Here is a 24,525-nt window from a genome sequence, read left to right as displayed (position 1 = left end):
CGTCCCGCGTCCACCGCTGCCCCCACCTGTCGTGATCATGGACGGCTGAACGCTCACACATCCATGATCACGACGAGTTCCCGCCGTGATCTTGCTGGGGAACCCAGCAAGATCACGGAGGGGGTGGTGGAGGTGGCGGGGGAGCGGGTGGTTCAGCGGCCCGAGGTGGAGAAGTGCTGGTAGTCCTTCAGCGACGACCAGTCCCCGCCCCAGGAGAAGCCGTGGCGGGCGAAGGCGCGGACCACCGGGTCCTCGGCGGTGATGACGCCCGGGGCGGGCGTGCGGTCCACGAAGGCGCGCCCAGCCTCCGGCAGCACCGTCGTGCCGCGCACGTACGGGTTGCGCACGGGGTTGACGTCGATCGCCGTGCCGTAGCTGTGCTCGGAGAAGCGGGTGCCGCCGGTGGTCGTGCGGCAGTTGAACGCCGAGGTGTTGTCGGCCGCCATCGAGGCGTCGTCGGAGCCGCCGAACTCGTCGACCGGGCGCACTGAGGCCAGCGGGAAGCGCAGCGCGTACAGCTCGCCGAACACCGCGGCCACCGCGCCGGCCACGTCGGCGTGCACGACCAGGCGGCCCACCTGCGCGCGCCCGGCGTCGTCGACGTGCGTGACGGTCACCGCGCGCAGGTCCTGCGGGCCGACCGGGCACCCGGGGCGCCAGGAGGCGGGCAGGTCACCGGCGCCGACGGGGTCGATCCGGGCCACGTACGCCGGCAGCGGCGGGGCCGCGCGCACGGCGCGCTCGCGCCGCTCCACCTCGTCGGCCGTGCCCGTGCCCGCGGCCGCGGCGGCCGAGCCGCCCGCCGGCAGCGCGAGGGCCAGCAGCGCGGTGAGCAGGAGCCGGCCTGAGCGGCGGGGCGACGGGCGCACGCGGCAGACCGTAGCCGCCCGGCGGCGCTGCGTCGCGCGCAGCGCACGGCGGGTGCCTCGCGCGGAGCGGGCCTCAGGCCGGGGACCGCTCCGGGCGGGGGGCGGCGGCGTTCTCCTGCGCGGTCAGGTCCACCGCGCGGGCGGCGGCGTGCGCGGCGACGGCGTACAGGTACACGGCCGGGCCGGCCATCTCCATGGCCTCCTCGACCGTCTGCAGGGTGCCGTAGAGCATCCCGCCCTCGTCGACCCCGGCGGAGGTCAGGACGTTGGCGACCATCTCCATGCCGACGGCCCCGCCCACGTACAGGGCGCCGCCGAGCAGCACCAGGGCGGCGGTGCGCCGCGGCAGGGCGCGCAGGAACCCCAGGAAGGCCAGGGCGACGACGGCCACGGCGGGCAGCGCGGCGGCGACCCACGCGTAGGCGAAGACGCCGCCGCTGCCGACGACGGCCGTCATGGGCTCGACGAACTTCTCGTGCAGGGCGACGAGCTCGTCCAGGGACAGGTAGAGGAACCCGGCGCCCAGGACGACCCAGTGCCACCGGAACCGGCGGCGCTCCAGGACGGCGCGCCGGCCGACCTCCAGGGTGACCAGTCCGGCCACGCACAGCAGCATCGCCGAGTACCAGGCGGGCAGGTTCTGCTCGTTGTTGACGTCGACGAACTTGCGCGCGGAGACGACGACGCCGGCGTCCACCCCGAGCGCGACCGTCAGCAGCAGGAAGGCGTAGCTGGTCGCCACGAGGACGGCGGTGACGGCCAGCAGGACGGTCAGCAGGTGGCGTGGTCTGACGGACACGGTGAGCACGTGGTTCCCCCTCGGCCGGCGGGTCCGCTGATCGGGTGACCCCGGACGGGCGCACACGTTAACGCTGGTTGAACGCCGGATGGACGTCTTCGTTCACCCGATCGGCCCTCTCAGGACTGTTGCACCACAACGGGTTCACGCTCGGCCACGTTGAGCAACCGCCCGTCGTCCAGGGTCAGGACCCTCGTCGCGCGGTGCAGCGCGTCGTCACGGTGGGCGAGCAGCAGGACGGCGCGCCCGGCCGCCGCGTCGAGCAGGTCGTCCAGCAGCGCTCCGGCCGTCGCCGTGTCCAGCCCCTCGCCCGGCTCGTCCAGCACGAGCACGTCCACCTCGGCCAGCAGCGCCCGCGCCAGGGCCAGCCGGCGCCGCTCCCCGCCCGACAGCGGTGCCCCGCCGTCGCCCAGGGGCGTGGACAGCCCCCGCGGCAGCGCCGCCGCCCACGTGTCCAGCCGCACCCGCGCCAGCACGTCGAGCAGCTGCGCGTCGCTCGCGCCCGGCGCCGCCAGCAGCAGGTTGTGCCGCAGCGAGGTGGCGAAGACGTGCTCGTCGTCGGCGACCAGCCCGACCACCGAGCGCACCGCGTCGCCGGCCAGCTCGCGCACGTCCACCCCGTCCAGCTCCACGCGCCCGGCGGCCGGGTCCAGGAAGCGCAGCAGGACCGCCGCCAGGGTCGACTTGCCCGACCCCGAGCGCCCGCGCACCGCGACGACGTCGCCCGGCAGCAGGTCCAGGTCCAGCCCGCGCAGCGCCGGGCGGTCGGGGTCCCAGCCGGCGACCAGGCCGCGCACCCGCACGCCGCGCCCGGCCGCCGGGCGCGGCGGCAGCGGCCGCGGGTCCGCGCTCTCGTGGGCGCGCACGGGTGCGCTCAGCAGCGCCGCCGTGCGCCGGTCGGCCTGCCGCGCGCGCACCCGCGCCCGCGCCACCTCCGGCAGGGCGCGCACCCCCTCCAGCGCGGGCAGCGCCGCCAGCACGGCCACCGCCGCCCACGCCGGCCCCGTCCCGGCGACGGCCCCCGTGGCGGCCAGCGCCACGCCCAGCAGCGCCAGCCCGGTGCCGCCGACGGCCAGCGCCGACGTGGCGGCCGCCGCGCGCGAGCGCGCCCGCTCCAGGGAGGCCAGGTCCCTGCCGCGCGCGCGCAGCACCGCCAGGGCCTGCTCGCGCGTGCCGAGGCTGTGCAGGTCCTCCAGCGCCAGCAGCGTCTCGGCGGCCGCGGTGCCCACGGCGGCCAGCTCGTCGCGGTGGCGCTCGGTGCGCCGCTCGGCGCGCGCGGCCAGCGCGGGCGCCAGCACTCCCGCCAGCAGCAGGCCGGGCACGGCCGCGGCCACCAGCAGCGGGTCCAGCAGCGCCGCCGCCCCGGCCGCCACGGCCAGCGCGAGCGCGGTGACGAGCGCCGGGTGCCGGTGGCGCAGCAGCCCGTCCACGCGGGCGTCCACGTCGTCGACCAGCCGCGCCAGCAGGTCCCCGGCCCGGCCGGTGCCCGCACCCGTGCCCGCTCCCGTGCCCGCCCGGTGCAGCGCGCCCGGCGAGCGCGGCACCAGCGCCGCGACGACGTCCGAGCGCCAGCGCGCCAGCCGCGCGAAGGCGACGTCGTGCACGAGCAGGCGCTCGAGGTAGGCCAGCAGCGGGCGGGCGGTGGCGCTGGCCCGCACCGCCACCGCGGCCACCGACAGCGTCAGCACCGGCGGGCGGTCGGCGGCCGTGACGACCAGCCACGCGGCCGCCGCGGTCAGCGCCGTGCCGGCGCTGGCCGAGCCGACGCCCAGCGCGGCGGCCACCCACCCGGGGCGCGGCAGCCGGCGCGGGGCCGGGCCCGCGGCCGGCAGCGGCTCCGGCGCGGCGGCGCCCTGCGCGACCCCGGGGACGTCCGCGGGACCGTCTCCGGGACCGTCCACCGCCGCTGCCGGGCGGACCACGGTCACGACGCGGTCGGCGGCGGCCAGCAGCGCGGGCCGGTGCGCGACGACGAGGACCGCGCAGCCCTCGGCGGCCAGCCGCCGCAGCACGGCGACGACGTGCGCCTCGGTCGCGGTGTCCAGGTGCGCGGTGGGCTCGTCCAGGACGAGGCGGCGGGCGCCGCGGCGCACGGCCAGCAGGGTGCGGGCGATCGCCAGGCGCTGGCGCTGCCCGGCGGACACGCCGGAGGCCCCCGGGCCCAGCGGAGCGTCCAGCGCCAGCTCGCCGGGCGCGCAACCGGCGTCGGCCAGCACCGCCCGCAGCTCGGCGTCGGGGTCCGGGCCGGCGCCGGCGCCGCGGCCGGCGAGGACGGCCTCGCGCACGGTCGTGGCGTGCGGGAAGGAGGGCCGCTGCGGCAGGTGGACCAGCTCGCCGGGGGAGGTGGGGTGCTCCACGCGCCCGGCCGTCGGCACCAGCACCCCGGCGGCCACCCGCGCCAGCGTCGACTTGCCCGCGCCGGAGGCCCCCGCCAGGGCCACCACCTCGCCGGGCGCCACGTCCAGGTCCACCCCGGCGCCCCCCGGGCCGTCCAGCACGGGCGGGCGCCCGGGCACCAGCACCCGCGCCCCCCGCACGCGCAGCCCCTCCGCCGGCGTCCCCGGCGGCACCGGGGGTGCCGCCGGCAGGACGGCGGCCAGCACCGCGTCGACGTCGCCGACGACGGCGGCCGCGTCGGCCGACTCGTGGAAGCGGGCGCCGACCTCGCGCAGCGGCCGGTAGGCCTCCGGCGCCAGGAGGATGACCAGCAGGGCCGTGGCCAGGTCCAGCGACCCGGTGGCCAGGCGCATCCCGGCCGTGACGGCGACCAGGCCCACGCTGAGGGTGCCCACGAGGTCCAGCGCGGTGCCGGACAGGAACGCCAGGCGCAGCACCGAGGCGGTGGCGCGGCGGTGCTCGTCGGTGCGCGCGGCGACCACGCCCACCTGCCGCCGCGCGCGCCGGTGCGCGCGCAGCGTGGGCAGGCCCCGCACGACGTCGAGGAAGTGCACGGCCAGCGCGCGCGTGGCGGCCCACTGCCGCTGCGCGCGCGCCTGCGCCGCCCAGCCCAGCAGCACCGCGAAGACCGGCACCAGCGGCAGCGTCAGCGCGACGGTGACCGCCGACTCCACGTCGTGCAGCGCCAGCAGCACCACGACCGCCGGGGGCAGCAGCACCCCGGGCACCAGGGCCGGCAGGTAGCGGGTGAACCAGGCGTCCAGCGCGGGCAGCCCCTGGGTGAGCAGGGTCGTCAGCCGGCCCGTGCCGTGCGCCTCGGCCCACGCGGGCCCGAGGGCGGCGGCCCGCTCGACCAGCCGCTCGCGCAGGTGGGTGCGCACGGCGGTCGCGGTGCGCTGCGCCAGGCGCGCCGAGGCCCACGTCGCGCCCGTGCGCACGGCCAGGGCCGCCGCGAGCAGCAGCAGGCCGCCGCGGGGGCTCGTGCCCGCCCACAGGGCCACGACGAGGTCGGTCAGCGCGAACGCCGTCACCAGCCCCGCGCCCGCCGCGACCGTCTCGGCGGCCGCGACGGCGGCGATCCCGGCGCGCGCGGGCCGGGCGTGGCGCAGCAGCCGCGGGTCGACGGGCCCGCGCGGGCGGGTCGCGCCGGACGGGGCGCCGGCCCCCGTGCTCGGGGCGGGCGCGGTGGTGGCGGTCACCGGCCCAGCCTGACCCCCTGCCGCCGCTGCGCGCCCGCCGGGCGGGGCGTCTCGCGCTCACCGCCCACGCGGCGGCGGAACACCCAGTACGACCACAGCTGGTAGGCCACGACGCCGGGCAGGACGACGACGCCGACGACCGAGATGAGCTCCAGCGCGCCGTCGCTGGCGGCCGCGCCGCGCAGCGTCACGTCGGCCCCGCCGGCCAGGGTCGTGGGCAGCAGCACGGGGAAGTGCGCGGTCAGGGCGCCGACGACGGCGGCGACGACGGCCAGCGAGCTGGTGGCGAAGGCGAGCGCCTCGCGGCGCGCGGCGGCGGCCACCGCGGCCGCGGTCAGCAGCGCACCGGCCACGGCGGCCGGGGTGCTGGGAGCCAGGACCACCGTCAGCAGCGCGGCGAAGGCACCGGCGGCCGCGGCCGGGACGGCCACCCGCCGGGCCCGGACCCGCAGCGCGCCCGTGGTGCGCAGCGACAGGAACGTCGCGCCCTGCAGGGTGGCCAGCAGGACGCCGGCGACGGCGCCCACACCGGCGCCGGGCGTCAGCAGCGGCTCCACCGAGCGGCCCAGCCCGCCGAGCAGGCCGCTGGCGCGCACCTCGCCGCCGGCGTCCATCGCCAGCCCGGTGACCAGCGCGCCCACGACCGCGCCCCACAGCGCGGCCAGCAGCAGCGAGGAGACGCCCAGGAACGCGTCGCAGCGCGCGCGCCAGCCGCGGTCGTCGTGCTTGCCGCGGAACTCGATGGCCACCCCGCGCACGGCCAGCAGCAGCAGCGCGGCGACCATCGGCAGGTAGGTGCCCGACAGCAGCGCGGCGTACCAGTCGGGGAAGGCGGCGAACGTGACGCCGATCGCGGCGACGAGCCACACCTCGTTGCCGTCCCAGACGGGACCGACGGTGCGCACGGCGGCGCTGCGCTCGGCGTCGGTGCGCCCCAGCAGGGGGCCGAGGTAGCCGACGCCGAAGTCGAAGCCCTCCAGGACGAAGAACAGCACCCACGCCAGGACGGCGACGGCGAACCAGGTCAGGGCCAGGTCGAGGTCCACGCGGGGCTCCTCAGTAGCTCAGGGAGGTGTCGGGGGCGCCGGTGCGCGCGCGGCCGCCCGCGCGGTCGGCGGGATCGTGCCCGTCGTCGCCGGGACGGTCGGCGCCGTCGTCGTCGGCGCGCGCGGCGCCGGGCAGGGCCGGCAGGCCCGCGCGCACGAGGCGCACGGCCAGCAGCGTCCACACCCACGCCAGGGCGCCGTAGACGGCGGTGAAGGCGAGCAGGGACAGCACGACCTCGGCGGTGGAGACGCCGGGGGAGACGCCGTCGGCGGTCCGGTACAGCCCGAACACCAGCCACGGCTGGCGGCCGGTCTCGGTGAAGATCCAGCCGAAGCTGTTGGCGGCCAGCGGCAGCAGCGGCAGGACGGGGACCGACCACAGCACGCCGGCGGCCAGGCGGGTGTCCACGGACAGCGGGCGGCCGGAGCGCGTGACCCACAGGTGCACCAGCGCCACGAGCGCGGCGAGCATCCCGACGCCGATCATCAGGCGGAAGCTCCAGAACGCCACGGGGATCCAGGGCGTGTAGTCGCCGGGGCCGAACTGGGCCGCGTAGGCGGCCTGCAGGTCGTCGATGCCGGCGACCTCGGCGGTGAAGGAGCCCTTGGCCAGGAACGAGAGCAGGCCGGGGACCTCGAGGCTGAACGTCGGCCGGTCGGCGCCGGGCGGGGCGTAGGCGAACAGCGAGAACGGCGCGGACGTGCGCGTCTCGTACAGCGCCTCGGCGGCGGCCATCTTCATGGGCTGCACCCGGGTGATGACCTTGCCGAGCAGGTCGCCGGTCACGGCGGTGCCGGCGCCGGCGGCCAGGGTGGTCCAGGCGCCCACGCGCGAGAGGGCGCGGAAGGCGGCGAAGTCCTCCGAGGCCGGCGCGTGCCCGCCGCGCAGCAGGTGCCACACGCCGACGGCCATGACGAGCGCGCCGCCGGTCATGAGGGCACCGAACATGGTGTGCGGGAAGGCGGCGAGGTTGACCTCGTTGAGCAGCAGCTCGGTGAAGCTGCCCAGCTGCGCGCGGCCCGTCTCGGCGTCGATCGTGTAGGCGACGGGGTTCTGCATGAAGGAGTTGGCGGCCAGGATGACGAACGCGGAGATCGTCGTGCCGACCGCGACGGTCCAGATGGTCGCCAGGTGCAGCAGTTCGGGCAGCCGGTCGCGGCCGAACCACCACAGGCCCAGGAAGGTGGCCTCCAGGAAGAAGGCGAGCATGCCCTCCACGGCCAGGGTGGGGCCGAACACGTCGCCGTAGAAGCGGGCGAAGTCGCTCCAGTTCAGGCCGAACTGGAACTCCTGCACCAGGCCGGTGACCACGCCCACGGCGAAGGTCGTCATCAGCAGCTTGCCGGTCAGCAGGCTCAGGCGCCCCCACCGCTCGCCGGGGTCGGCGGCACCCGCGCCCGCACCGGCGCTCGCGCCCACGGCGGCGGGCGCGCGGCGGGCGGCCCGGCGGCGCGCCACGACGGAGGCGGTCTGCAGCCCGGCCGTCAGCAGCGCCAGGCTGATCGAGAGCGGGACGAAGAGGTAGTGGTACAGCGTCGTGGTGGCGAACTGGAGCCGGCTGAGCTCGGTGACGTCCACCGGGGTGCCTCCGCGGATCGGGTCCTGCGACGGGTTCTACGACGACCCGTCGTAGTGGCTCCACATTACTACGACCAGTCGTAGTACGACGGCTCGCGTTGCGTGTCCCCGCTCACGTACCATCGCTCCGTGGCCCTCGGAGAGCTCGAACGCGACGTCATGGACCGGCTGTGGGCGTCCCCGCACCCGCTGACGGTGCGCGAGGTCCACGAGCTGCTCGCCGGGCACCGCAAGATCGCCTACACGACCGTCATGACGGTGCTGGACCGCCTGGCCAAGAAGGGCGTCGTCACCCAGGAGCGCGCCGGGCGCGCCTTCCGCTACGCCCCGGCCGCCTCCCGCGAGCAGATGGTCGCCGGCCTCATGCTCGACGCCCTCGGCGGCGTGCCCGCCGCCGGCGACCGCCAGGCCGCGCTCGTGCACTTCGTCGGCAGCGTCTCGCCGGCCGAGGCCGCCGCGCTGCGCGAGGCGCTGGACGCCCTGGCCTCCCGCGAGCCCGGCGCCGGGCAGCGGGCGGGGGACAGCGCCCCGGCGTCCTGACGACGTCCGTGCCCCGTCCGGCGGGTGAGGCGGAGGCGGTCCCGTGACCGCCTTCTGGTTCGCCGCGCTCGCGGTGCTGCTGGCCGGCCCGGTGCCGGCCCTGCTGGCGCGCGCCCGGTGGACGTGGCGGGTGCCGCGCGCGGCGCTGGTGCTGTGGCAGGCCGTCGCCCTCGGCGCGGTACTGGCCACCCTGGGCGCCGGGCTGGCCTCGCTGACCATGCTGTTCACCGAGGAGCCGGGGCTGCCGTTCCTGGAGCGCCGCGGCTGGGTGCAGACCACCCTCATCGGCCTGGGCTCGGCCTTCGTCACCGTCGTCACCGTCCGGTTCTGGGTCGTGGCCGCGCACGTGGCCGTGCGCACCCGCCGGCGCCGCCGCCGGCACCGCGAGCTGGTGGACCTGCTGCACCGCACCGAGTCCCACGGCGCCCTCGACGCCGCGCTGCTGCGCGAGGCGGGCGTGCGGGTGCTGTCCGGCCCCGGGCGCATCGCCTACTGCCTGCCCGGGGTGCGCGGCAACCGGGTGGTCCTGTCCGACGGCGTGATCGAGCAGCTGTCCCCGGCCGAGGTGCGCGCCGTCCTGGCCCACGAGCGCGCCCACCTGCGCGCCCGGCACGACCTGGTGCTGGAGGCGTTCACCGCCCTGCACGCGGCGTTCCCGCGGTTCGTCTCCTCGCGCGCGGCGCTGGACACGGTGCGGCTGCTGGTGGAGATGCTCGCCGACGACGCGGCCCGGCGCACCGAGGGCTCGGCCCCGCTGGCCAGCGCCCTGGTGCAGCTGGCCAGCGCCCCCGGCGAGCGCACCGAGGGCGAGACGGCCGTGGGCGCCGACGCGCTGACGCGGGTGCGGCGCCTGGCCGACGGGTGCGGCGAGGACGACCGCACACCCCCGCACCGCCGGCTGTCCGCCGCGCTCTACACCGCGGCGGGCCTCGTCCTGGCCGGGCCGACCCTGACGGTGGCGCTGCCGTGGCTGCGGCTGACCTGGCGGGCCCTGGGCCGCTGAGCCCCGCGGCCGGAGCCGCGCCCGCCGGCTCACACCTGTTGCAGGAGGTACACCTCCAGGCGCACGACACCGGCCTGCGGAGCGCCCTCGCCGACGGCCCGCCAGAAGTCGCGCTTGGCGGAACCGGCGAAGACCTCTGGGGCGGCGGCGTCGAGCAGGCCGTTGGCCCGCCGCGCCAGCGCCGTGCCCGCACCGGGCTCGCGCGCGGTGCCGAACGTCAGGACGAACGCCGCCCGGCGGCCCTCAGCCACCAGCGGGGCGACGGCCTCGGCGACCCGCAGCCGCACGGCCTCGTCGTCGACGCCGGCCACGGCCACCTCCAGCACCACGGGGGCCTGCGCGACGCCGTCGGCCACGACCGGCGCCGGCGGCGGGGGAGCCGGCGGCGCGGGCGGCGCCGGGCTGGGGGTGGCGGTCGGGGTCGGCTCGGCGGTGGGCTGGGCGACCGCCGCGACCGCGGGCGGTGGGCCGGAGGCCAGGTCGACGACGGCGCCGGAGGCCAGTCCGATGAGGGTCAGGGCCAGCAGGCCGTCGGCGAAGACCCACCCGGCCAGCCCGGCCGAGGTGGACGAGCGCGCGGCCGCGCCCGAGCGGCGGTGGCGCCCGCTCACCGGGTCACCCCGGCGCGGCTGAAGCGCGCGACCGCGAAGGGCGCGTCGTCCCCGTCGTCGGTCCGCTCGTCGCGGACCGCGGGGACGTGCGCGGGAACGCTCGCGGGCTGCGGCGCGGGCGCCGCGCCGCGGGCGCGCAGGGCCGCGCGCAGCTCCTGCGCCAGGTCCCGGCGCGGCTCGCGCACCGGTGCGGCGCCCGGAGCGGTGCTGGGGGCGGTGACCGGAGCGGGAGCGGCCGCCCGGGCCGGCGGCGCGTCCACCGCACGTCGCGCCTCGCGGACGGGCTCGCGGACGGGCTCGCGGACGGGCTCGCGGACGGGCTCGCGGACGGCGCGCGCCGGGGCCCGGTGCGCCTCGCGGGGCTCGGGGCGCGGTTCGCGGCGCACCTCGGGACGGGCCTCCGCGCGGGGCTCGGGACGCGGCTCGGGGCGCGGCTCGGGACGCGGCGCGCTCGCCACGCCGTCCAGCACCGCGCCGATGGCGTCGGTCAGGTCGTGCTGCAGCATGCGGCTGGAGTCGCGGTAGGCGCGGGTGACCGAGCGGACGTGGTCCTCCTGCGCCCGGGTCAGGGTGTCGGTGACCCCGCGGGTGACCTCCTGGCCCAGCGCCTCGCCCAGGCGGGTCAGGGCGCGGGTGCTCTCCTCGGCGTGGCGCTCGTGGACCTCGTCCAGCCAGCGCGGCACGGAGCGCAGGTCGGCCACGGCGTGCTCCAGGCCGTCCTCGACGGTGCGCCACGTCTCCAGGGCGGCGGTCTGCGAGGCCAGCAGCGCCGTCATGTCGGCGGTGTGGCGGGTGCGGCGCTGGTGGTCCTCGGCGGCGTCGGACAGGGCGACGCCGGCGGAGGCCAGCGCCTCCTCGGCCGCGTCGGAGGAGCGCTTGACGTCCGCGCGCAGCCCCTCGATGGTCGCGGTGGCGCGCGCGGTGGCGGCCTCGACGTGCTCGGTGAAGGCGTCGCCGGTGACGGCGGTGACCTTCTCCACGCTGCGCAGCACGGTCTCGTGCAGCTGCTCGACGGCCTGCGAGGCGGCCCGCGTCAGCCCGGCGGTGACCTCCACGGAGGAGGCGGAGATCTTCTCCACCGACTCGCGGGCGGCGCTGCTGAGGGCGTCCAGCTGGGCGGTGACCTGGTCGCCGAAGTCGACGCTGTGCTTGCTCATGGTGCGCCCGGCCTCGGCCAGGTCGGCCATCGCGGCGCGCGTCTCGGTGGACAGCTGCGCCACCGACCCGGTGACGGACTCCACGGCGGACAGGACCCGGTCGCGGCCGGTCAGGCTCTCCAACAGGGCCTTGCTGCAGCCCTCCTCCAGCTCGCCCAGGGCGCGCTGCAGGGTGTCGGTGGACGCCTGCAGCGTCCGGGCGTGCTGCTCGCGGTCGCGCTCGATCATCTCCCCGTGCCGGGTGATGGCCACGGACACGTCGCGCTGCAGCGACACGGCGGCCTCGGCGACGCGGGCGCCGCTGTCCTCGGCGGCGCGGGCCGCCTCGACGATGAGGCCGCTGGAGCGCTGCACGTCGGCGACCAGCCCGGAGGTGTCGCCGTGCAGGCGGGTGGTCTCGGCGATGAGGCCGGCCAGGGCCTCCAGGCCGCGCTGGAAGTGCGCGCCCAGCTGCTCGGCGGCGTTGCTGCGGTGCGGGGCCAGCGCCAGGGTGGCGCGGGCGGCGACGGCGCGCAGGCGCTGGCGGTGGGCGCGCTCGGTCTCCTCGGCGCGGTCCTCGTCGGCGCGCTGGCGGCGCTCGGTGGCGACGCTGACGGCGATGGCGGCGGTGATGAGGACGACGGCGGCCTCGGCGACGTGGTCCAGGGAGAAGACGGTGCGCCCGCCGAACCCGTCCAGCCACAGCTGCAGGAACGAGGATCCGGCGGTGGCGTCGCCGGCGGCGACCATGTCGCCGTAGGCGCGGCCGGCGAACAGCAGGCCGACCCAGGTGACGAGGACGGGCGCGAAGACCAGCGCGGTGCGCAGGGCGCCGGAGCGCACGAGGCTGCGCCGCGGCAGGGGCTGCGGGGTGGGACCGTCGACGTCCAGGACGGCGAACAGGTCGCAGTCGGCCCAGCGGCCCAGCTCGGCCCCGCCGCGCAGGGCGCGGGCCAGGGAGGCCAGGGCGGCGGCGCGGTCGGTGCGCGTGTCGGCGCCGGCCAGGTCCTCCACCTCGGCGGCCAGCTCGTCGAGCTCGGCGCGGGGGGTCGGCTCGGCCGTCATGCGCCCCGCGGCCCCGTCCGGGACGGCTGGGGGGGTCGCTGCGCGGTGCGCTGCCGGGGGGACGTCGGCGGTCACGTCGTCCAGGTGGGTCACGGGAGTCTCCAGACTGTCGCTGGCCACTGGTTCGGCGCACCGGGGGGCGCCCTTGAGCGCACAGCGCGTGAGGAGCGGCACCCGTCCCGGTGCCCCGCGCGTCACCCGGACGCAGCAGCCGCGGCCCGGCGCGTGACGAGGCGCGTGACGAGGCGCGTGACGAGGGGGGCCGCGAGGCCGGTGCGCGGGCGGGGGAGCGGTGCTCAACGGCCCGGGTGCGCCCGCGCGGGGGAGGCCGGCGCCGCGGCGCCAGCGGTGCGTGAGGGGCGCTGGGCCGATCGGGTGGTTCTAGCAGGACCCGGCGGGTCGAACGGCCCCGCACGGGCGGCGCGGCTCAAGCGCCCGCCGCGCTGCGCCGAATGGTCACAAGACGCGGGACGTGCCGGCCCTGGGCCGCGCGCTCCGCGCACGCAGCAGGAGGACAGTCGAACCCTCACCGGGCACCGCGCCGGTGAGCCGTCGGAGGGTGGCCGCAGTGCCCGACATCACCAGCATCGCGCTGCACACAGCGCTGGACGGTCTGCAGGCGCGCCAGCGAGCCATCGCCGACAACATCTCCAACATCAACACCCCGGGCTACCTGGCCAACAAGGTGGCGTTCGAGACGTCGCTGGCCGACGCGGTCCGCTCCGGCAGCCCGGCCGCGGCCGCGGCGTCGCCGGTGTCCACGCGCAAGTCGCTGGAGCCCACCCGCGAGGACGGCAACAACGTCAACCTCGACCAGGAGACCATCTCCAACGTCGCGACGAACCTCAGCTACCAGACCGTCCTGGCCGCGCTGAACAGCAAGTACTCGCTGCTGCGCACCGCGATGTCCTCGCAGTGACCCTCCCCGCACCCCGCCCCCCGCAGACGTCCCCCGAGACGCGACGAGCCCGGAGCAACGCATGAGCATCTTCGACGCCATCGGCATCGCCGGCACCGGTGTCACGGTGAACCGCAAGTGGATGGACGCGGTCAGCGACAACCTCGCGAACATCAACACGGTGCGGCGCACCGACGAGGACGCCTTCGCGGCGCGCTACGTCGTGGCCACCGAGGCCGGCGACGGCCGCGGCACCCAGGTCGCCGGGATCGTCACCGGCAGCACCGAGGGCCGGATGGTCTACGAGCCGGACCACCCGCTCGCCGACGCCGAGGGGTACGTGAAGTACCCCGAGATCGACATGAGCACCCAGATGACCAGCCTGATCATGGCCCAGCGCGCCTACCAGGCGAACCTGACCGTGGTCGACCGCGCCAAGGACGCCTACCAGGCGGCCCTGCAGCTCGGGAAGGGCTGATCCGGGTGAGCGTCGAGACGATCGGTTCCGTCGGCGGGATCGGCGGCGTGGGCGGGGTCGGTGGTGCCCTCGGCACGCTGGCCACCGGGTTCGGCCAGGGCATCGCCGACACCGACAACGCCCAGATGACCCGCGCGGTCACCGACGGCGCGGCCACCGCGGTGGCGCCGGCCCGCGCGGTGGGGCCGCAGGCGCTCCCGGGCGCCGGCGGCGCGCAGTCGGGCGCCGGCACCGGCGGGGACTTCGCCGCGCTGCTGGCCGGTGGGCTGGAACGCCTGCAGGGACTGCAGTCCAGCGCCGACCAGCTGGCCGTGCGGGCCGCCACCGGTGACCTGACCGACGTCCACGACTACATGATCGCGAGCAACGAGGCCCAGCTGGCCACGCAGCTGACCACGGCGATCCGCAACAAGGCCGTCGAGGCGTTCAACGAGATCATGAGGATGCAGATCTGATGGCCAAGGCCAGCAAGGGACCCGCCGCGATCGTCGAGGGCGCCCGTCGCTACGCGGGCGTGTTCGGCGGTTTCTCCGCCGGTCAGAAGGCCGTCGTGGTCGCCGTCCTGGTCGCGCTGCTCGCCGGCGGCGCCCTGTTCGCGCGGTGGGCGACCACCCCGACGTACGCCCCGGTGTTCACGAACCTGTCCGCCGCCGACGCCTCGGCCGTGGTGGAGAAGCTGACCGCCGACGGCACCCCGTACCAGCTCGCCGACGGCGGCCGGTCGGTCATGGTGCCCTCCGAGCGCGTCTACGACGCCCGCCTGGCCCTGTCGGGCGAGGGCCTGCCCTCGGACTCGGAGTCCGGGTACGCGCTGCTGGACAAGTCCGGGGTGACCACCTCGGAGTTCGTCCAGCAGAAGACGTACCAGCGGGCCCTGTCCGGCGAGCTGGCCAAGACCATCACGTCGATCAAGGGCGTGGAGACCGCGGTCGTCAACCTCGCCATCCCGCAGAAGGACGTGTTCCTGGACACCCGGGACCCCGTCACCGCCTCGGTGCTGGTGAGCCTGAAGCCGGGCGCGGAGCTGACCACCGACCAGGTCACCTCGATCGTCAACCTGGTCGCCGGCGGCGTGGAGGGCATGGACCCCAAGAACGTCTCCGTCGTCGACGGCGAGGGCAACACCCTCTCCAGCGACGGGTCGGGCAGTTCCGCGCAGCAGCAGCGCACCAGCGACTACAACACCGTCGCCGGGCAGAACCTGCAGGCGCTGCTGGAGGGCGTGCTCGGCAAGGGCAACGTCAAGGCCACCGTCAACGCGACCCTGAACTTCGACGACACGACCACCACGTCGACGGAGTACACCTACCCCAACCAGATCCCCCCGCTGGCCAGCGCCACGACGGAGGAGACCTACACGGGGGCGGCCGGGAACGCCGCGACCGGCGTGCTGGGCCCGGACAACATCCAGGTCCCGGCCGACGGCGCCGGCACCGGCGGGGACTACTCCAAGAAGTCCGCCACGGACAACAACCCGATCAACCGCACCGACACCACGACGACGCAGGCGCCGGGCAAGGTGCAGCGCCAGTCGGTGGCCGTCGTCATCGACGCCGGCGCGGCCGGCGCGGCCGACGTCAACCAGATCACCCAGATCGTCAGCCAGGCCGCCGGCATCGACGCGGCCCGCGGCGACACCGTCTCGGTCGTCAAGACCGCGTTCGACACCTCCGCCGCCACCGAGGCGCAGGAGGCGCTGGACGCCGCCGCCGAGCAGGAGCGCCAGGCGGAGCTGGTCGGCTACGCCAAGACCGCCGCCCTCGGGCTGCTCGTCCTGGTCCTGCTGGTGATCGTGCTGCTGGCCTTCCGCCGGCGCAAGGTCGAGACCGTCGACGTGCTCGACGTCCCGCTGGCGCCGCTCCCGGTGGGCGACGTCACGGCCGAGGAGGACGCGCTCAAGGAGCTGGCCTCCGGCGCCGATCGTCCGGTGGCGCTCGAGGCCGCGCCGGTCGACCCCGCCCTGGAGGCGGCGGCCGCCCGCCGCACCGAGGTCGTCGAACTCGTCTCCCGCCAGCCCGAGGAAGTCGCGGAACTGCTCCGCGGCTGGCTCGCCGATCGGAGGTCCTGAGCCGTGCCGTCCACCGAGCTCGAGGTCGCGCCCCTGTCCGGGGCGCAGAAGGCCGCCGTCCTGCTCGTCCAGGTCGGTCAGGAGAACGCCGCGAAGGTCCTGGCCCACATGCGACCGGCGGAGATCGAGGAGCTGACCGCGGAGATCCTGCGGCTGCGCTCGGTCTCCGCCGAGACCGCCGGCGTGGTGCTGCAGGAGTTCCACGACATGATCGTCGCCCCGCTGCGCGGTGGCGCCGGCGGCATGGACTTCGCCCAGGCGCTGCTGGAGGGCGCCCTCGGCACCGACGGCGCCGCGGAGGTCCTGGGCCGCGTCGCCGAGGCGGCGGTGGTGCAGCCCTTCCAGTTCCTGCACCAGGCCGACCCGCAGCAGATCCTCACCTTCCTCACCGGTGAGCACCCGCAGACCATCGCCCTGGTCGTGGCGCACCTGCGCCCGGACCAGTCCTCGATGATCCTGGGCGGGCTGGCCCCGGAGATGCAGGCCGACATCGCCTACCGCATCGCCACCATGGAGGCCACCAGCAGCGAGTACGTGCGGATGATCGAGGACGTCGTGCAGCGGCGCACCTCCACCGTGCTGCAGGCCAAGAGCAACACCGCCGTCGGCGGCGTGCAGCCCCTGGTCGACATCATCAACCGCGCCGACCGCGGCACCGAGCGCAGCATCCTCGAGGGCCTGGCGAAGGTGGACGCGCCGCTGGCGGAGGAGATCCGCGGGCTCATGTTCGTCTTCGAGGACATCACCACCCTCGACGACCGCTCCATCCAGCTCGTCCTGCGCGGGGTGGAGACGGCCGACCTGGCCACGGCCCTCAAGGGCGTCAAGGAGGTCGTGCGCGACAAGATCCTGCGCAACGTCTCCGAGCGCGCCCGCGAGAACCTCGTGGACGAGATCGACATGCTCGGTCCCGTGCGCACCTCGGCGGTCGAGGAGGCCCAGACGAAGATCGTCCAGGTCATCCGCCAGCTCGAGGAGTCCGGCCAGATCGTGCTGACGCGCGGCGGTGACGATGACTTCGTCGCCTGAGCCCCAGCACGGGCACCAGGACGGCACGGCCCGGCGGTTCGCCGCCGGGCCGGCGGCCGCCGGCGCTGCGACGGCGGGGGCGACCCGCTCGCGCTCGTTCGTGCCGGCCGACACCGCCCCCGCGCGCGCCCCGCGCACCTTCGTCGCCGCACCGGCGTCCTCGGGTGCCGTTGCGCCGCAGCGGTTCACGGGGTTCCAGGTCCCGCGCGGGCCCGGCGACGAGGAGGCCGCGCGCGCCCAGCGCGAGGCCGCCCGCGCCGCCGGGTACGCCGAGGGCTGGGCCGAGGGCATGCGCCAGGCCTCCGAGCGGGCCGCCGCCGAGCGCCTGGCCGAGCGCCAGGCGTCCCGGGCGTCGGCCGCCGCCCACGAGGCGCACCGCGCGCAGGTGCTCGCGCGCGCCGAGGGCGCCCTGCTGGGCGCCGCCGACGCCGTGCGCGCCGAGCGCGAGCCCACCGTCGGCGCCCTGGCCGACACCGTCCTGGAGCTGGCCCTGGACCTGGCCGGTGCCGTCCTGGACCGCGAGGTCTCCCTGGCCTCCTCGCCGGTCCTGGAGGCCGTGCAGCGGGCCCTGCGCCCCCTGGACGCCACCCGGCCGGTCACCGTGCGGCTGCACCCGGAGGACCTGGCCGCGCTCACCGGCCCGGAGGCGCCCGGCGGGCACCACCCGTCCGGCGCAGCGCTCAAGGGCCCGGACGGCGGCGCCGATGCACAGCTCGTGACCTACCTGCCCGATCCCACGCTGCAGCCGGGCGACGCGCTCGCCCGGCAGGGCGACACCGAGGTCGACGCCGGGCTGCGCGCCAGCGTCGCCCGCGCCCTGGAGGCGCTGGTGTCGCCGGAGGCGGCAGCGCGCAGCGAGGTGCCCGGGCGGGCGCGGTGAGCGCCGCGACCTCCGAGCGGCTCGTGGGCCCGGCGCTGGCCCGGCAGGTGCGCGAGGTGCTGCGCCCGCAGCTGGAGCGCGCCACCGGCGCCGCCCGCCCGCTCGTGCGCGGGCGGGTCAGCGGCGTCGTGGGCCTGTCGGTGGACGTGGCCGGCCTGGAGGCCGCCGTCGGCGAGACCGTCCTGCTGGGCGACCCGGCCACCGGCCCGGTCACCCCGGCCGAGGTCGTGGCCGTGGACGCCGGCCCCGGCGGCGCGCCGCGGCTGCGCTGCCTGCCGCTGGGCCACGCCGCCGGCCTGGCCGCCGGCCTGCCGGCCACCGCCACCCGCCGCGCCCCCACCGTCCCCGTGGGCACCGCCCTGCTGGGGCGGGTCGTCGACGCCCTGGGCAACCCCCTGGACGGCGGCGAGCCCCTGCACGCCGCGCCCCGCGCGCCCCTGCACGCCGCCCCGCCGCCGGCGATGGCCCGCGCCCGCGTCGACGCCCCCCTCGGGCTGGGCGTCCGGGCGCTGGACACCCTCGTGCCGGCCGGGCGCGGGCAGCGCTTCGGCATCTTCGCCGGCTCCGGCGTCGGCAAGTCCTCGCTGCTGTCGATGATCGCCCGCGGCACCGCGGCCGACGTGTCCGTCCTCGCCCTCGTCGGCGAGCGCGGCCGCGAGGTCCGCGAGTTCCTCGAGGACGACCTGGGCCCGGAGGGCCTGGCCCGCTCCGTCGTCGTCGTCGCCACCAGCGACGAGGCGCCCGCGCTGCGCCTGCGCGCGGCCGTCACCGCCACCGCCGTCGCCGAGTCGTTCCGCGACCTGGGCGCCGACTGCGTCCTGATGATGGACTCCCTCACGCGCGTGGCGATGGCCCAGCGCGAGGTCGGCCTGTCCGTCGGCGAGCCGCCCGCCACCCGCGGCTACCCGCCCAGCGTGTTCGCGCTCCTGCCGCGGCTGCTGGAGCGCGCCGGGCCGGGCGTGAGGGGCTCCATCACCGGCATCTACACCGTCCTGGTGGACGGCGACGACCACAACGAGCCGATCGCCGACGCCGCCCGCTCCATCCTCGACGGCCACGTCGTCCTGGACCGCCGCCTGGCCACCGCCGGGCACTTCCCGACGATCGACGTGCTGGAGTCCGTCTCCCGCGTCGCCGGGCGCGTGACCACCCGCGAGCAGCGGGCGCTGGCCACCACCCTGCGCCGCGTCCTGGCCGCCCACCGCGACGCCAAGGAGCTCATCGACGTCGGCGCCTACGCCCCCGGCGCCAACCCCGACGTCGACGCCGCCGTGGCCGCCATGCCCGCCATCAACGCCTTCCTGCGCCAGGACCTGGACGAGACCACCCCCGCCGAGCGGGCGTGGGACGACCTGGCGCAGCTGGCCGCCCAGCTGACCCGATCCGGAGGTGCACGGTGATCGCCCGCGGCATCCTCGGCCTGCTCAAGCTGCGCCGCGCCCAGCAGGAGCAGGCCAAGGCCGACGTCTCCCACGCCAACGCCCAGCTGCGCCGCGAGGCCCAGCGCGCCGCCCGCGTGCAGCGCGACCTCGGCGAGGCCCACCTGAGCGACGAGACGATGACCGCCTGGACCGTCTCCGTGGCCCGGCGCGCCGCCCTGGTCGCCGACCTGGACTCCGCCCGCGCCCTCGTGGCCCGCGCCGAGCAGGAGGTCGGCGACAAGCAGGCCGCCTGGGCGCGCGCCCGCCGCGCCGAGCGCTCCCTGGAGCGCGTCGTCGAGCGCCAGGAGCTCGCCCAGGAGCGCGCCGCGCTGGCCGCCGACCAGAAGGCCCTGGACGACCTGACCGTGGCCGCGTTCGCCGCCCGCGCCCGCCGGCGCGCCGGCCTGGCCGGGCCCGCGGATGGGCCCGGGGGGGAGGACGCGTGAGCGGCATCGCCGAGGTCCAGTCCCGCATCGCCGACATCGAGTCCCGCATCGCCGGGCTCGGCGCGGCCGCCGGCCAGCAGCGCCTGCTCACCGCCGCGACCGCCGTGCGCGCCGCCAGCTCGGCCGCGGCCTCCGCCAGCTCGGGCGACGGGGGTTTCGCCTCCGCGCTCGGCGGCGCCACCGGGGCCACCGGTGGCGTCGCCCGCGGCACCCGCTCGCTCAACGCGGCCTTCGGCGGCCGCGCGGTCGCCGATCCGACCACCGCCGCCGGCGGCGACACGGGGGAGCGGCTGCTGGCCGCCGCACGCCCGTACCTGGGCGTGCCCTACGTGTGGGGCGGCACCACCCCGGCCGGCTTCGACTGCTCGGGGCTCATCCAGTACGCGGCGAAGCAGGTCGGCGTCAGCCTGCCGCGCACCGCCGCCCAGCAGGCCAAGGTCGGCACCGAGGTCGCGAGCCTCACCGACGCCCGCCCCGGCGACCTCGTCGTCCTCTCCGGCGGCAGCCACATCGGGATCTACGTGGGGGACGGGAAGATGCTGCACGCGCCCAAGCCCGGTGACGTCGTCAAGATCGCCAAGGTCTGGGAGACGCCCATGACCATCCGGCGCCTGGGCACCACCGCCGCCACCACCGCGGCCGCCGGCCTGGCCGCCGCCGCGGTGTTCACCGGCGTCGGCGGCGCCCCGGCCACCACCGGCGCCGGCTACGTGCGCCCGCCCGCCCTCACCGGCGCCAGCGCCGCCTCCGCCCCGTACGACGCCGCCTTCCGCGCCGCCGAGCAGCGCTACTCCCTGCCCGCCGGGCTGCTGTCGGCCGTCGCCAAGGCCGAGTCCGGCTACGACCCGAACGCCCGCAGCCGCGCCGGCGCCCTCGGGCTCATGCAGTTCATGCCCGCCACCGCCCGCGAGATGGGCGTCGACCCCCTCGACCCCGCCTCCGCCATCGACGGCGCCGGGCGCCTGCTGCGCAAGCACCTGGACGCCTTCGGGTCCGTCCCGCTCGCGCTCGCCGCCTACAACGCCGGACCGGGCAACGTCCGCAAGCACGGCGGCGTCCCGCCGTTCGCGGAGACCCAGAAGTACGTCCAGAAGATCACCGCCACCCTGAACGCCTGGAGCGCCGCGTGAGCACCCCCACCATCAGCACGCTGCCCGTCGCCGCGCCCGCCCCCTCCACCGGGAGCCGGGACAGCGCCGCCTCCGGCGGCGGGGCCGGGTTCGCCGAGAGCTTCGGGCGCGCCGTCGCCTCCCTGCGCGAGGGCGGGGACGGCACCGGCGGCTCGGGTGCTCCCGCGGGCGGGTCCGGGCAGCCGGGCACCGCCGCGCAGGCCGGTACCGACGAGAGCGCGGCCGCCGTGCCGGCTCCCGTCGACCCCGCGCTGCTCGGCCTGCCGCTGGCCCTGCTCGCACCGCACGTCCAGGGCGCCGCGCCGGTCGCGGACGCCCAGCAGGCCGGTCAGCTCGCGGGTGCGGTCGCCGCGCCGGCCGCTGCACCGCTCACCGCGCCGGTGGCGGGACAGGCGGCGGACGCCGCGGGACCGCTCACTGCTCCTGCCGTGCCGGCCGCCGCGACGGAGCCCGGTGCCCCGCGGGCGGCGACGCCCACCGCGCTGGACCGGACCGCCGCGCCGGGCACCGCCACCGGCGCCGCCCCGATCGTCCCGTCGGCCACACCCACCGGGTCCGCCACGTCCGGTCCGGCCGCTGCGGACGGCACCACCAGCGCCTCCGCCCTGCCCACCGGGGCGGTCGTCGCCGGCTCGCCCGCCGCACCCGCTGACGTGACCGGTGGCGCCTCCGCCGACGTGGCCGACGCCCTCGCCGTGCGCGCTGCCGTCCAGGCCGCCCAGCGCGGTGCGGGTACGCCCGCCGGGGACGGCGCAGCCCAGGCCGCCACCCCCGCGACCACTGCCGCGACGACCGCGGCCGCCACCCAGGCCGTTCCGGCCAGCCCCGCCGCGACCGGTGCCCCCGCCACCGCCGGCCCCACCGACGGGGCGGGCACCGCCCCGGCCGCCGCGGGCGTCCCGTCCGCCAGGACCGGCGACGCGGGCACCGGCACCGGCGGGGGAGCGCAGGACCAGCAGAGCGGGCAGCGGCCCACCGCACCTCCCGCCCCCGTCGCGGCCGGTGCCGCCGGCCGGGCGGAGGGCGCGCAGCCCACCGTCCTGGCCGCCAGCCCCGTCGTCCCGCAGCCGGCCACCGCCACCCTCGCCACGGCGGCCGCCGGGGCGCTCGCGGACACCGAGCCCGCTCGGGCCGCCGCCACGGCCTCCGCACCGGTGACCGGTGCCGGGGTGCCCGCTCCGGCCGCCCCGCTGACGGGCGCGGTGACCGCTCCGGTCGTCGCCGCGACGTCCACCCCGCCCGCGCCGCTGCCGCTGACCAACCCGGCCGCGTTCGCGCACGGCCTGAGCGCGCAGCTGTCGCGCCTCCCGCACGACGTGGACGGCGCGCACCGGCTCACCGTCGAGGTGAACCCGCTCGGCCTCGGGCCGGTGCAGGTCAGCGCCGAGGTGTCCGGCGGTGCGCTGCACGTGCAGCTGTCCGGCAGCTCCGAGGCCGCCCGCCACGCCCTGCGCCAGGCCCTCGGCGACCTGCAGCGGGAGCTGTCGGGCACCTCGTTCACCTCCACCAGCGTCGACGTGAGCGCCGACACCCCCGGCCAGCAGCAGTCCCGCGCGGCCGCCGGTGACGGCGGCCCGGGACAGGGCGGGCAGCGGGGTGACGAGCGCGGCGACGGCGGTGCCGGTCGCCGCGGCGGCTGGGCCTCCGCGGGCTTCGGCGCCGACGGCGACCTCGCCGGCAGGCGAGCGGCCGCGGCCTCGGCAGCCGGGCGCCTCGACCTGCGCGTCTGAGCGCCGCCGTCATCCTCCCGGGCGCACGAGAACGCCTGTCCGGCCTACAGATCGTCCCCCGGACGACCGAAGGAGAACCCATGACCATCGACGCGGCCAGCGGTGCGAACCCGTACGCCTCGCTCATCGCGAACTCCGACGCGGCCACCTCGGCCGCGGCGGCGAAGCGGGCGGCCGACCCCAGCACCAGCACGAAGGCGTCCGGCAGCACGAAGGACAACAAGGACACCTTCATGAAGCTGCTGGTGGCGCAGTTGCGCTACCAGGACCCGTCCAAGCCCGTCGACTCCACCGCCTTCATCGCGCAGACCGCGCAGTTCTCCTCCCTGGAGACGATGGAGGCGATGAACAAGAACAACGTCGAGATGCTCGGCGCGCAGCTGAAGCTGCAGGCCAGCACCCTCGTCGGCCAGACCGTCACCTACACCGGGGCGGACGGCAACCCCGTGACGGGCGTCGTCACCTCGGCGTCCTTCACGGCCTCCTCGGCCGGCGGCACCGGCGGAGAGCCGGTCCTGAAGGTCGACGGCCAGGAGGTCGTGCTGTCCAAGGTGGGCAGCGTCGACGTGCCGAAGGCCGCTGCGCCGGTCCCGCCGGCCGGCACCACCACCGGCTGACCTGCTCCAGCACCCCCACCCCGACCCCGCCCGTCCCCAGGAAGGCAACGCCCATGCTCCGTTCCATGTTCTCCGGTGTCAGCGGCCTCCGCTCGCACCAGACGATGATGGACGTCGTCGGCAACAACATCTCCAACGTCAACACCACCGGCTACAAGAGCTCCAGCGTCGTCTTCTCCGACACGCTGTCGCAGCTGACCAAGGCCGCGGGTGCGCCGACCGACGTCAACGGCGGCACCAACCCCTCCCAGGTCGGCCTCGGTGTGCGCGTGGACGCCATCACCATGAACATGACGCAGGGATCGGCGCAGTCCACCGGCAAGTCCACCGACCTCATGCTGCAGGGCGGCGGCATGTTCGCCGTCCAGCAGGGTGACGGGACGTTCTACACCCGCAACGGGTCCTTCACGCTGGACGCCGATGGCTCGGTCGTCACCAACAACGGTGCGTACGTCATGGGCTGGCGCCCCGACGGCAACAACAACATCAACACCAACGGTCAGATCGCCAAGCTCGTCATCCCGTCCGACTCGGTCATGCCTGCGACGCAGACCACGCTGGGTACGGTCACCGGCAACCTGGACCGGACCTGGACGGCCAACGGCCAGCAGGAGGCGACGACGTCCTTCACGGCGTACGACGAGCAGGGCGTCGCCACGACGGTCTACGTGAAGTTCAGGAACAGCGCGACGGACGTCGACAACCCCAGCAACGAGTGGACTGTCCAGTACTCCTTCACCGGCAAGGCCGATGACTTCGACCCCTTGACCGGCGTGACCCTGGACTTCGACTCTTGGACCGACCCCGACACGGGAGTTACCTACAAGGACGGTGCGCGAGCCCTGGTGACCGGGACCCTGGAGATCCCCGCGCCGGGTGGCAACATCCCGCTGAACGTCGAAAAGCTGACAGGATTCGTCGGTACCACGGGCAAGAGCACCGTCCAGACCGCTCAGAACGGTGCCCCCATCGGTACGCTGACCAGCTACTCCTTCGGCACCGACGGCGTCATCACCGGCTCGTACTCCAACGGCTACAAGCAGACGCTGGGTCAGGTCGCCATCGCGACGTTCAACAACGCCGCGGGCCTGGTCAAGGAGGGCAACTCCCTCTACAGCGTGTCGACGAACTCGGGCAACCCGGTGTTCGGCATCGCGGGCGAGGCCGGCCGCGGCGCCATCCTGGCCGGCTCGCTGGAGATGTCCAACGTCGACCTGTCGGCGGAGTTCACCAACCTCATCCTCGCCCAGCGCGGCTTCCAGGCGAACTCGCGCATCATCAGCGCCTCCGACGAGATCCTGCAGGACCTGGTCAACCTCAAGCGCTGACGTCCCTGACGGGACCAGCTGGACGACGCCCTCCCGGGCCGCGTGGTGCGCGGCCCGGGAGGGCGTCCGCGCGTCCGGGACCCGTTCGTGCACCACCTCCGCGGGCCGCCGGCCGGGGGAGTGGTGATCGCCGACGGTGACCGGTTAGCACGAACGGGTGGGGTCGATCAACCCCTCTCAGGTCCACCCCGCGCACGCCGATGGAACTGCTGACACGGCCCACGGAAGGGCCACGATCCCAGCCCAAGGACGGATC

General features: G+C 76.8%; 21 protein-coding genes. 14 read left to right on the top strand and 7 right to left on the bottom strand.

Going from position 1 to position 24,525, the window contains the following annotated elements; genetic code table 11:
• Positions 1–152: 152 nt before the first annotated feature.
• From ACRYMY_RS07030 to ACRYMY_RS07010, 5 genes are all read right to left on the bottom strand, one after another.
• On the bottom strand, positions 153–869 hold the full coding sequence (locus tag ACRYMY_RS07030) for a M15 family metallopeptidase (RefSeq protein ID WP_432546550.1): 717 nt from the start codon (positions 867–869) through the stop codon (positions 153–155).
• Between the two features lie 73 nt (positions 870–942).
• Positions 943–1,677, bottom strand: a complete 735-nt coding sequence (locus tag ACRYMY_RS07025; protein WP_432546549.1) for a hypothetical protein — start codon at positions 1,675–1,677, stop codon at positions 943–945.
• 110 nt (positions 1,678–1,787) lie between these two features.
• Positions 1,788–5,264 (bottom strand): thiol reductant ABC exporter subunit CydC, encoded by a 3,477-nt coding sequence (gene cydC / locus ACRYMY_RS07020; RefSeq protein ID WP_432546548.1) that lies wholly within the window; start codon positions 5,262–5,264, stop codon positions 1,788–1,790.
• Positions 5,261–6,310: a cytochrome d ubiquinol oxidase subunit II gene (gene cydB / locus ACRYMY_RS07015; protein WP_432546547.1), complete on the bottom strand. Its 1,050-nt coding sequence runs from the start codon at positions 6,308–6,310 to the stop codon at positions 5,261–5,263. The genes cydC and cydB overlap by 4 nt, the downstream gene beginning before the upstream one ends.
• 10 nt (positions 6,311–6,320) lie before the next feature.
• Positions 6,321–7,889 carry a cytochrome ubiquinol oxidase subunit I gene (locus ACRYMY_RS07010; RefSeq protein ID WP_432546546.1) on the bottom strand — a complete coding sequence of 523 codons (1,569 nt, stop codon included), beginning with the start codon at positions 7,887–7,889 and terminating at the stop codon, positions 6,321–6,323.
• A gap of 129 nt (positions 7,890–8,018) precedes the next feature.
• Here ACRYMY_RS07010 and ACRYMY_RS07005 point away from each other — a divergent pair, with 129 nt between their 5' ends.
• On the top strand, positions 8,019–8,429 hold the full coding sequence (locus ACRYMY_RS07005; protein WP_432546545.1) for a BlaI/MecI/CopY family transcriptional regulator: 411 nt from the start codon (positions 8,019–8,021) through the stop codon (positions 8,427–8,429).
• 43 nt (positions 8,430–8,472) lie between these two features.
• Positions 8,473–9,432: a M56 family metallopeptidase gene (locus tag ACRYMY_RS07000; RefSeq protein ID WP_432546544.1), complete on the top strand. Its 960-nt coding sequence runs from the start codon at positions 8,473–8,475 to the stop codon at positions 9,430–9,432.
• A 29-nt stretch (positions 9,433–9,461) separates the two neighbouring features.
• Here ACRYMY_RS07000 and ACRYMY_RS06995 read toward each other — a convergent pair whose 3' ends face one another.
• On the bottom strand, positions 9,462–10,043 hold the full coding sequence (locus ACRYMY_RS06995) for a hypothetical protein (RefSeq protein WP_432546543.1): 582 nt from the start codon (positions 10,041–10,043) through the stop codon (positions 9,462–9,464).
• On the bottom strand, positions 10,040–12,244 hold the full coding sequence (locus tag ACRYMY_RS06990; protein ID WP_432546542.1) for a coiled-coil domain-containing protein: 2,205 nt from the start codon (positions 12,242–12,244) through the stop codon (positions 10,040–10,042). The genes ACRYMY_RS06995 and ACRYMY_RS06990 overlap by 4 nt, the downstream gene beginning before the upstream one ends.
• A gap of 568 nt (positions 12,245–12,812) precedes the next feature.
• Between ACRYMY_RS06990 and flgB the strand changes: the two genes are divergently transcribed.
• From flgB to ACRYMY_RS06930, 12 genes are all read left to right on the top strand, one after another.
• Positions 12,813–13,163: a flagellar basal body rod protein FlgB gene (gene flgB, locus ACRYMY_RS06985; protein WP_432546541.1), complete on the top strand. Its 351-nt coding sequence runs from the start codon at positions 12,813–12,815 to the stop codon at positions 13,161–13,163.
• A gap of 61 nt (positions 13,164–13,224) precedes the next feature.
• Complete coding sequence (gene flgC, locus ACRYMY_RS06980) at positions 13,225–13,620, top strand: flagellar basal body rod protein FlgC (RefSeq protein WP_369054536.1); 396 nt, start codon at positions 13,225–13,227, stop codon at positions 13,618–13,620.
• A gap of 5 nt (positions 13,621–13,625) precedes the next feature.
• On the top strand, positions 13,626–14,075 hold the full coding sequence (fliE, locus tag ACRYMY_RS06975) for a flagellar hook-basal body complex protein FliE (protein WP_432546540.1): 450 nt from the start codon (positions 13,626–13,628) through the stop codon (positions 14,073–14,075).
• Positions 14,075–15,688 carry a flagellar basal-body MS-ring/collar protein FliF gene (fliF, locus tag ACRYMY_RS06970; RefSeq protein ID WP_432546539.1) on the top strand — a complete coding sequence of 538 codons (1,614 nt, stop codon included), beginning with the start codon at positions 14,075–14,077 and terminating at the stop codon, positions 15,686–15,688. Before fliE ends, fliF begins: the two co-directional genes overlap by 1 nt.
• 3 nt (positions 15,689–15,691) lie before the next feature.
• Positions 15,692–16,717 carry a flagellar motor switch protein FliG gene (gene fliG, locus ACRYMY_RS06965; RefSeq protein ID WP_432546538.1) on the top strand — a complete coding sequence of 342 codons (1,026 nt, stop codon included), beginning with the start codon at positions 15,692–15,694 and terminating at the stop codon, positions 16,715–16,717.
• Positions 16,701–17,597, top strand: a complete 897-nt coding sequence (locus tag ACRYMY_RS06960; RefSeq protein ID WP_432546537.1) for a FliH/SctL family protein — start codon at positions 16,701–16,703, stop codon at positions 17,595–17,597. The genes fliG and ACRYMY_RS06960 overlap by 17 nt, the downstream gene beginning before the upstream one ends.
• A gap of 47 nt (positions 17,598–17,644) precedes the next feature.
• Positions 17,645–18,997, top strand: coding sequence for a FliI/YscN family ATPase (locus tag ACRYMY_RS06955; RefSeq protein WP_432546574.1), 1,353 nt, complete (start codon positions 17,645–17,647; stop codon positions 18,995–18,997).
• Entirely contained in the window at positions 18,994–19,464 is a 471-nt protein-coding gene (locus ACRYMY_RS06950; protein ID WP_432546536.1) for a flagellar export protein FliJ, read from the top strand. Before ACRYMY_RS06955 ends, ACRYMY_RS06950 begins: the two co-directional genes overlap by 4 nt.
• Positions 19,461–20,594 (top strand): NlpC/P60 family protein, encoded by a 1,134-nt coding sequence (locus ACRYMY_RS06945; protein WP_432546535.1) that lies wholly within the window; start codon positions 19,461–19,463, stop codon positions 20,592–20,594. The genes ACRYMY_RS06950 and ACRYMY_RS06945 overlap by 4 nt, the downstream gene beginning before the upstream one ends.
• Positions 20,591–22,324 (top strand): flagellar hook-length control protein FliK, encoded by a 1,734-nt coding sequence (gene fliK / locus ACRYMY_RS06940; protein WP_432546534.1) that lies wholly within the window; start codon positions 20,591–20,593, stop codon positions 22,322–22,324. The genes ACRYMY_RS06945 and fliK overlap by 4 nt, the downstream gene beginning before the upstream one ends.
• Positions 22,325–22,404: 80 nt before the next feature.
• Positions 22,405–22,941 (top strand): flagellar hook capping FlgD N-terminal domain-containing protein, encoded by a 537-nt coding sequence (locus ACRYMY_RS06935; protein ID WP_432546533.1) that lies wholly within the window; start codon positions 22,405–22,407, stop codon positions 22,939–22,941.
• Positions 22,942–22,994: 53 nt separating this feature from the next.
• On the top strand, positions 22,995–24,269 hold the full coding sequence (locus tag ACRYMY_RS06930; RefSeq protein WP_432546532.1) for a flagellar hook protein FlgE: 1,275 nt from the start codon (positions 22,995–22,997) through the stop codon (positions 24,267–24,269).
• Positions 24,270–24,525 lie beyond the last annotated feature (256 nt).

Source organism: Kineococcus haloalkalitolerans (genome assembly GCF_050871905.1).
Classification (GTDB): domain Bacteria; phylum Actinomycetota; class Actinomycetes; order Actinomycetales; family Kineococcaceae; genus Kineococcus.
The sequence above is the reverse complement of the archived record's forward strand: the minus strand, read 5'-3'. Positions and strand labels throughout refer to the sequence as shown.

Bases quoted from the DNA above. Each gene is read 5' to 3' on its own strand.
- fliF (WP_432546539.1), top strand. From the start codon at position 14,075: ATGGCCAAGGCCAGCAAGGGACCCGCCGCGATCGTCGAGGGCGCCCGT.
- ACRYMY_RS06960 (WP_432546537.1), top strand. From the start codon at position 16,701: ATGACTTCGTCGCCTGAGCCCCAGCACGGGCACCAGGACGGCACGGCC.
- ACRYMY_RS06935 (WP_432546533.1), top strand. From the start codon at position 22,405: ATGACCATCGACGCGGCCAGCGGTGCGAACCCGTACGCCTCGCTCATC.
- ACRYMY_RS06990 (WP_432546542.1), bottom strand. From the start codon at position 12,244: ATGACGGCCGAGCCGACCCCCCGCGCCGAGCTCGACGAGCTGGCCGCC.
- ACRYMY_RS06930 (WP_432546532.1), top strand. From the start codon at position 22,995: ATGCTCCGTTCCATGTTCTCCGGTGTCAGCGGCCTCCGCTCGCACCAG.
- flgC (WP_369054536.1), top strand. From the start codon at position 13,225: ATGAGCATCTTCGACGCCATCGGCATCGCCGGCACCGGTGTCACGGTG.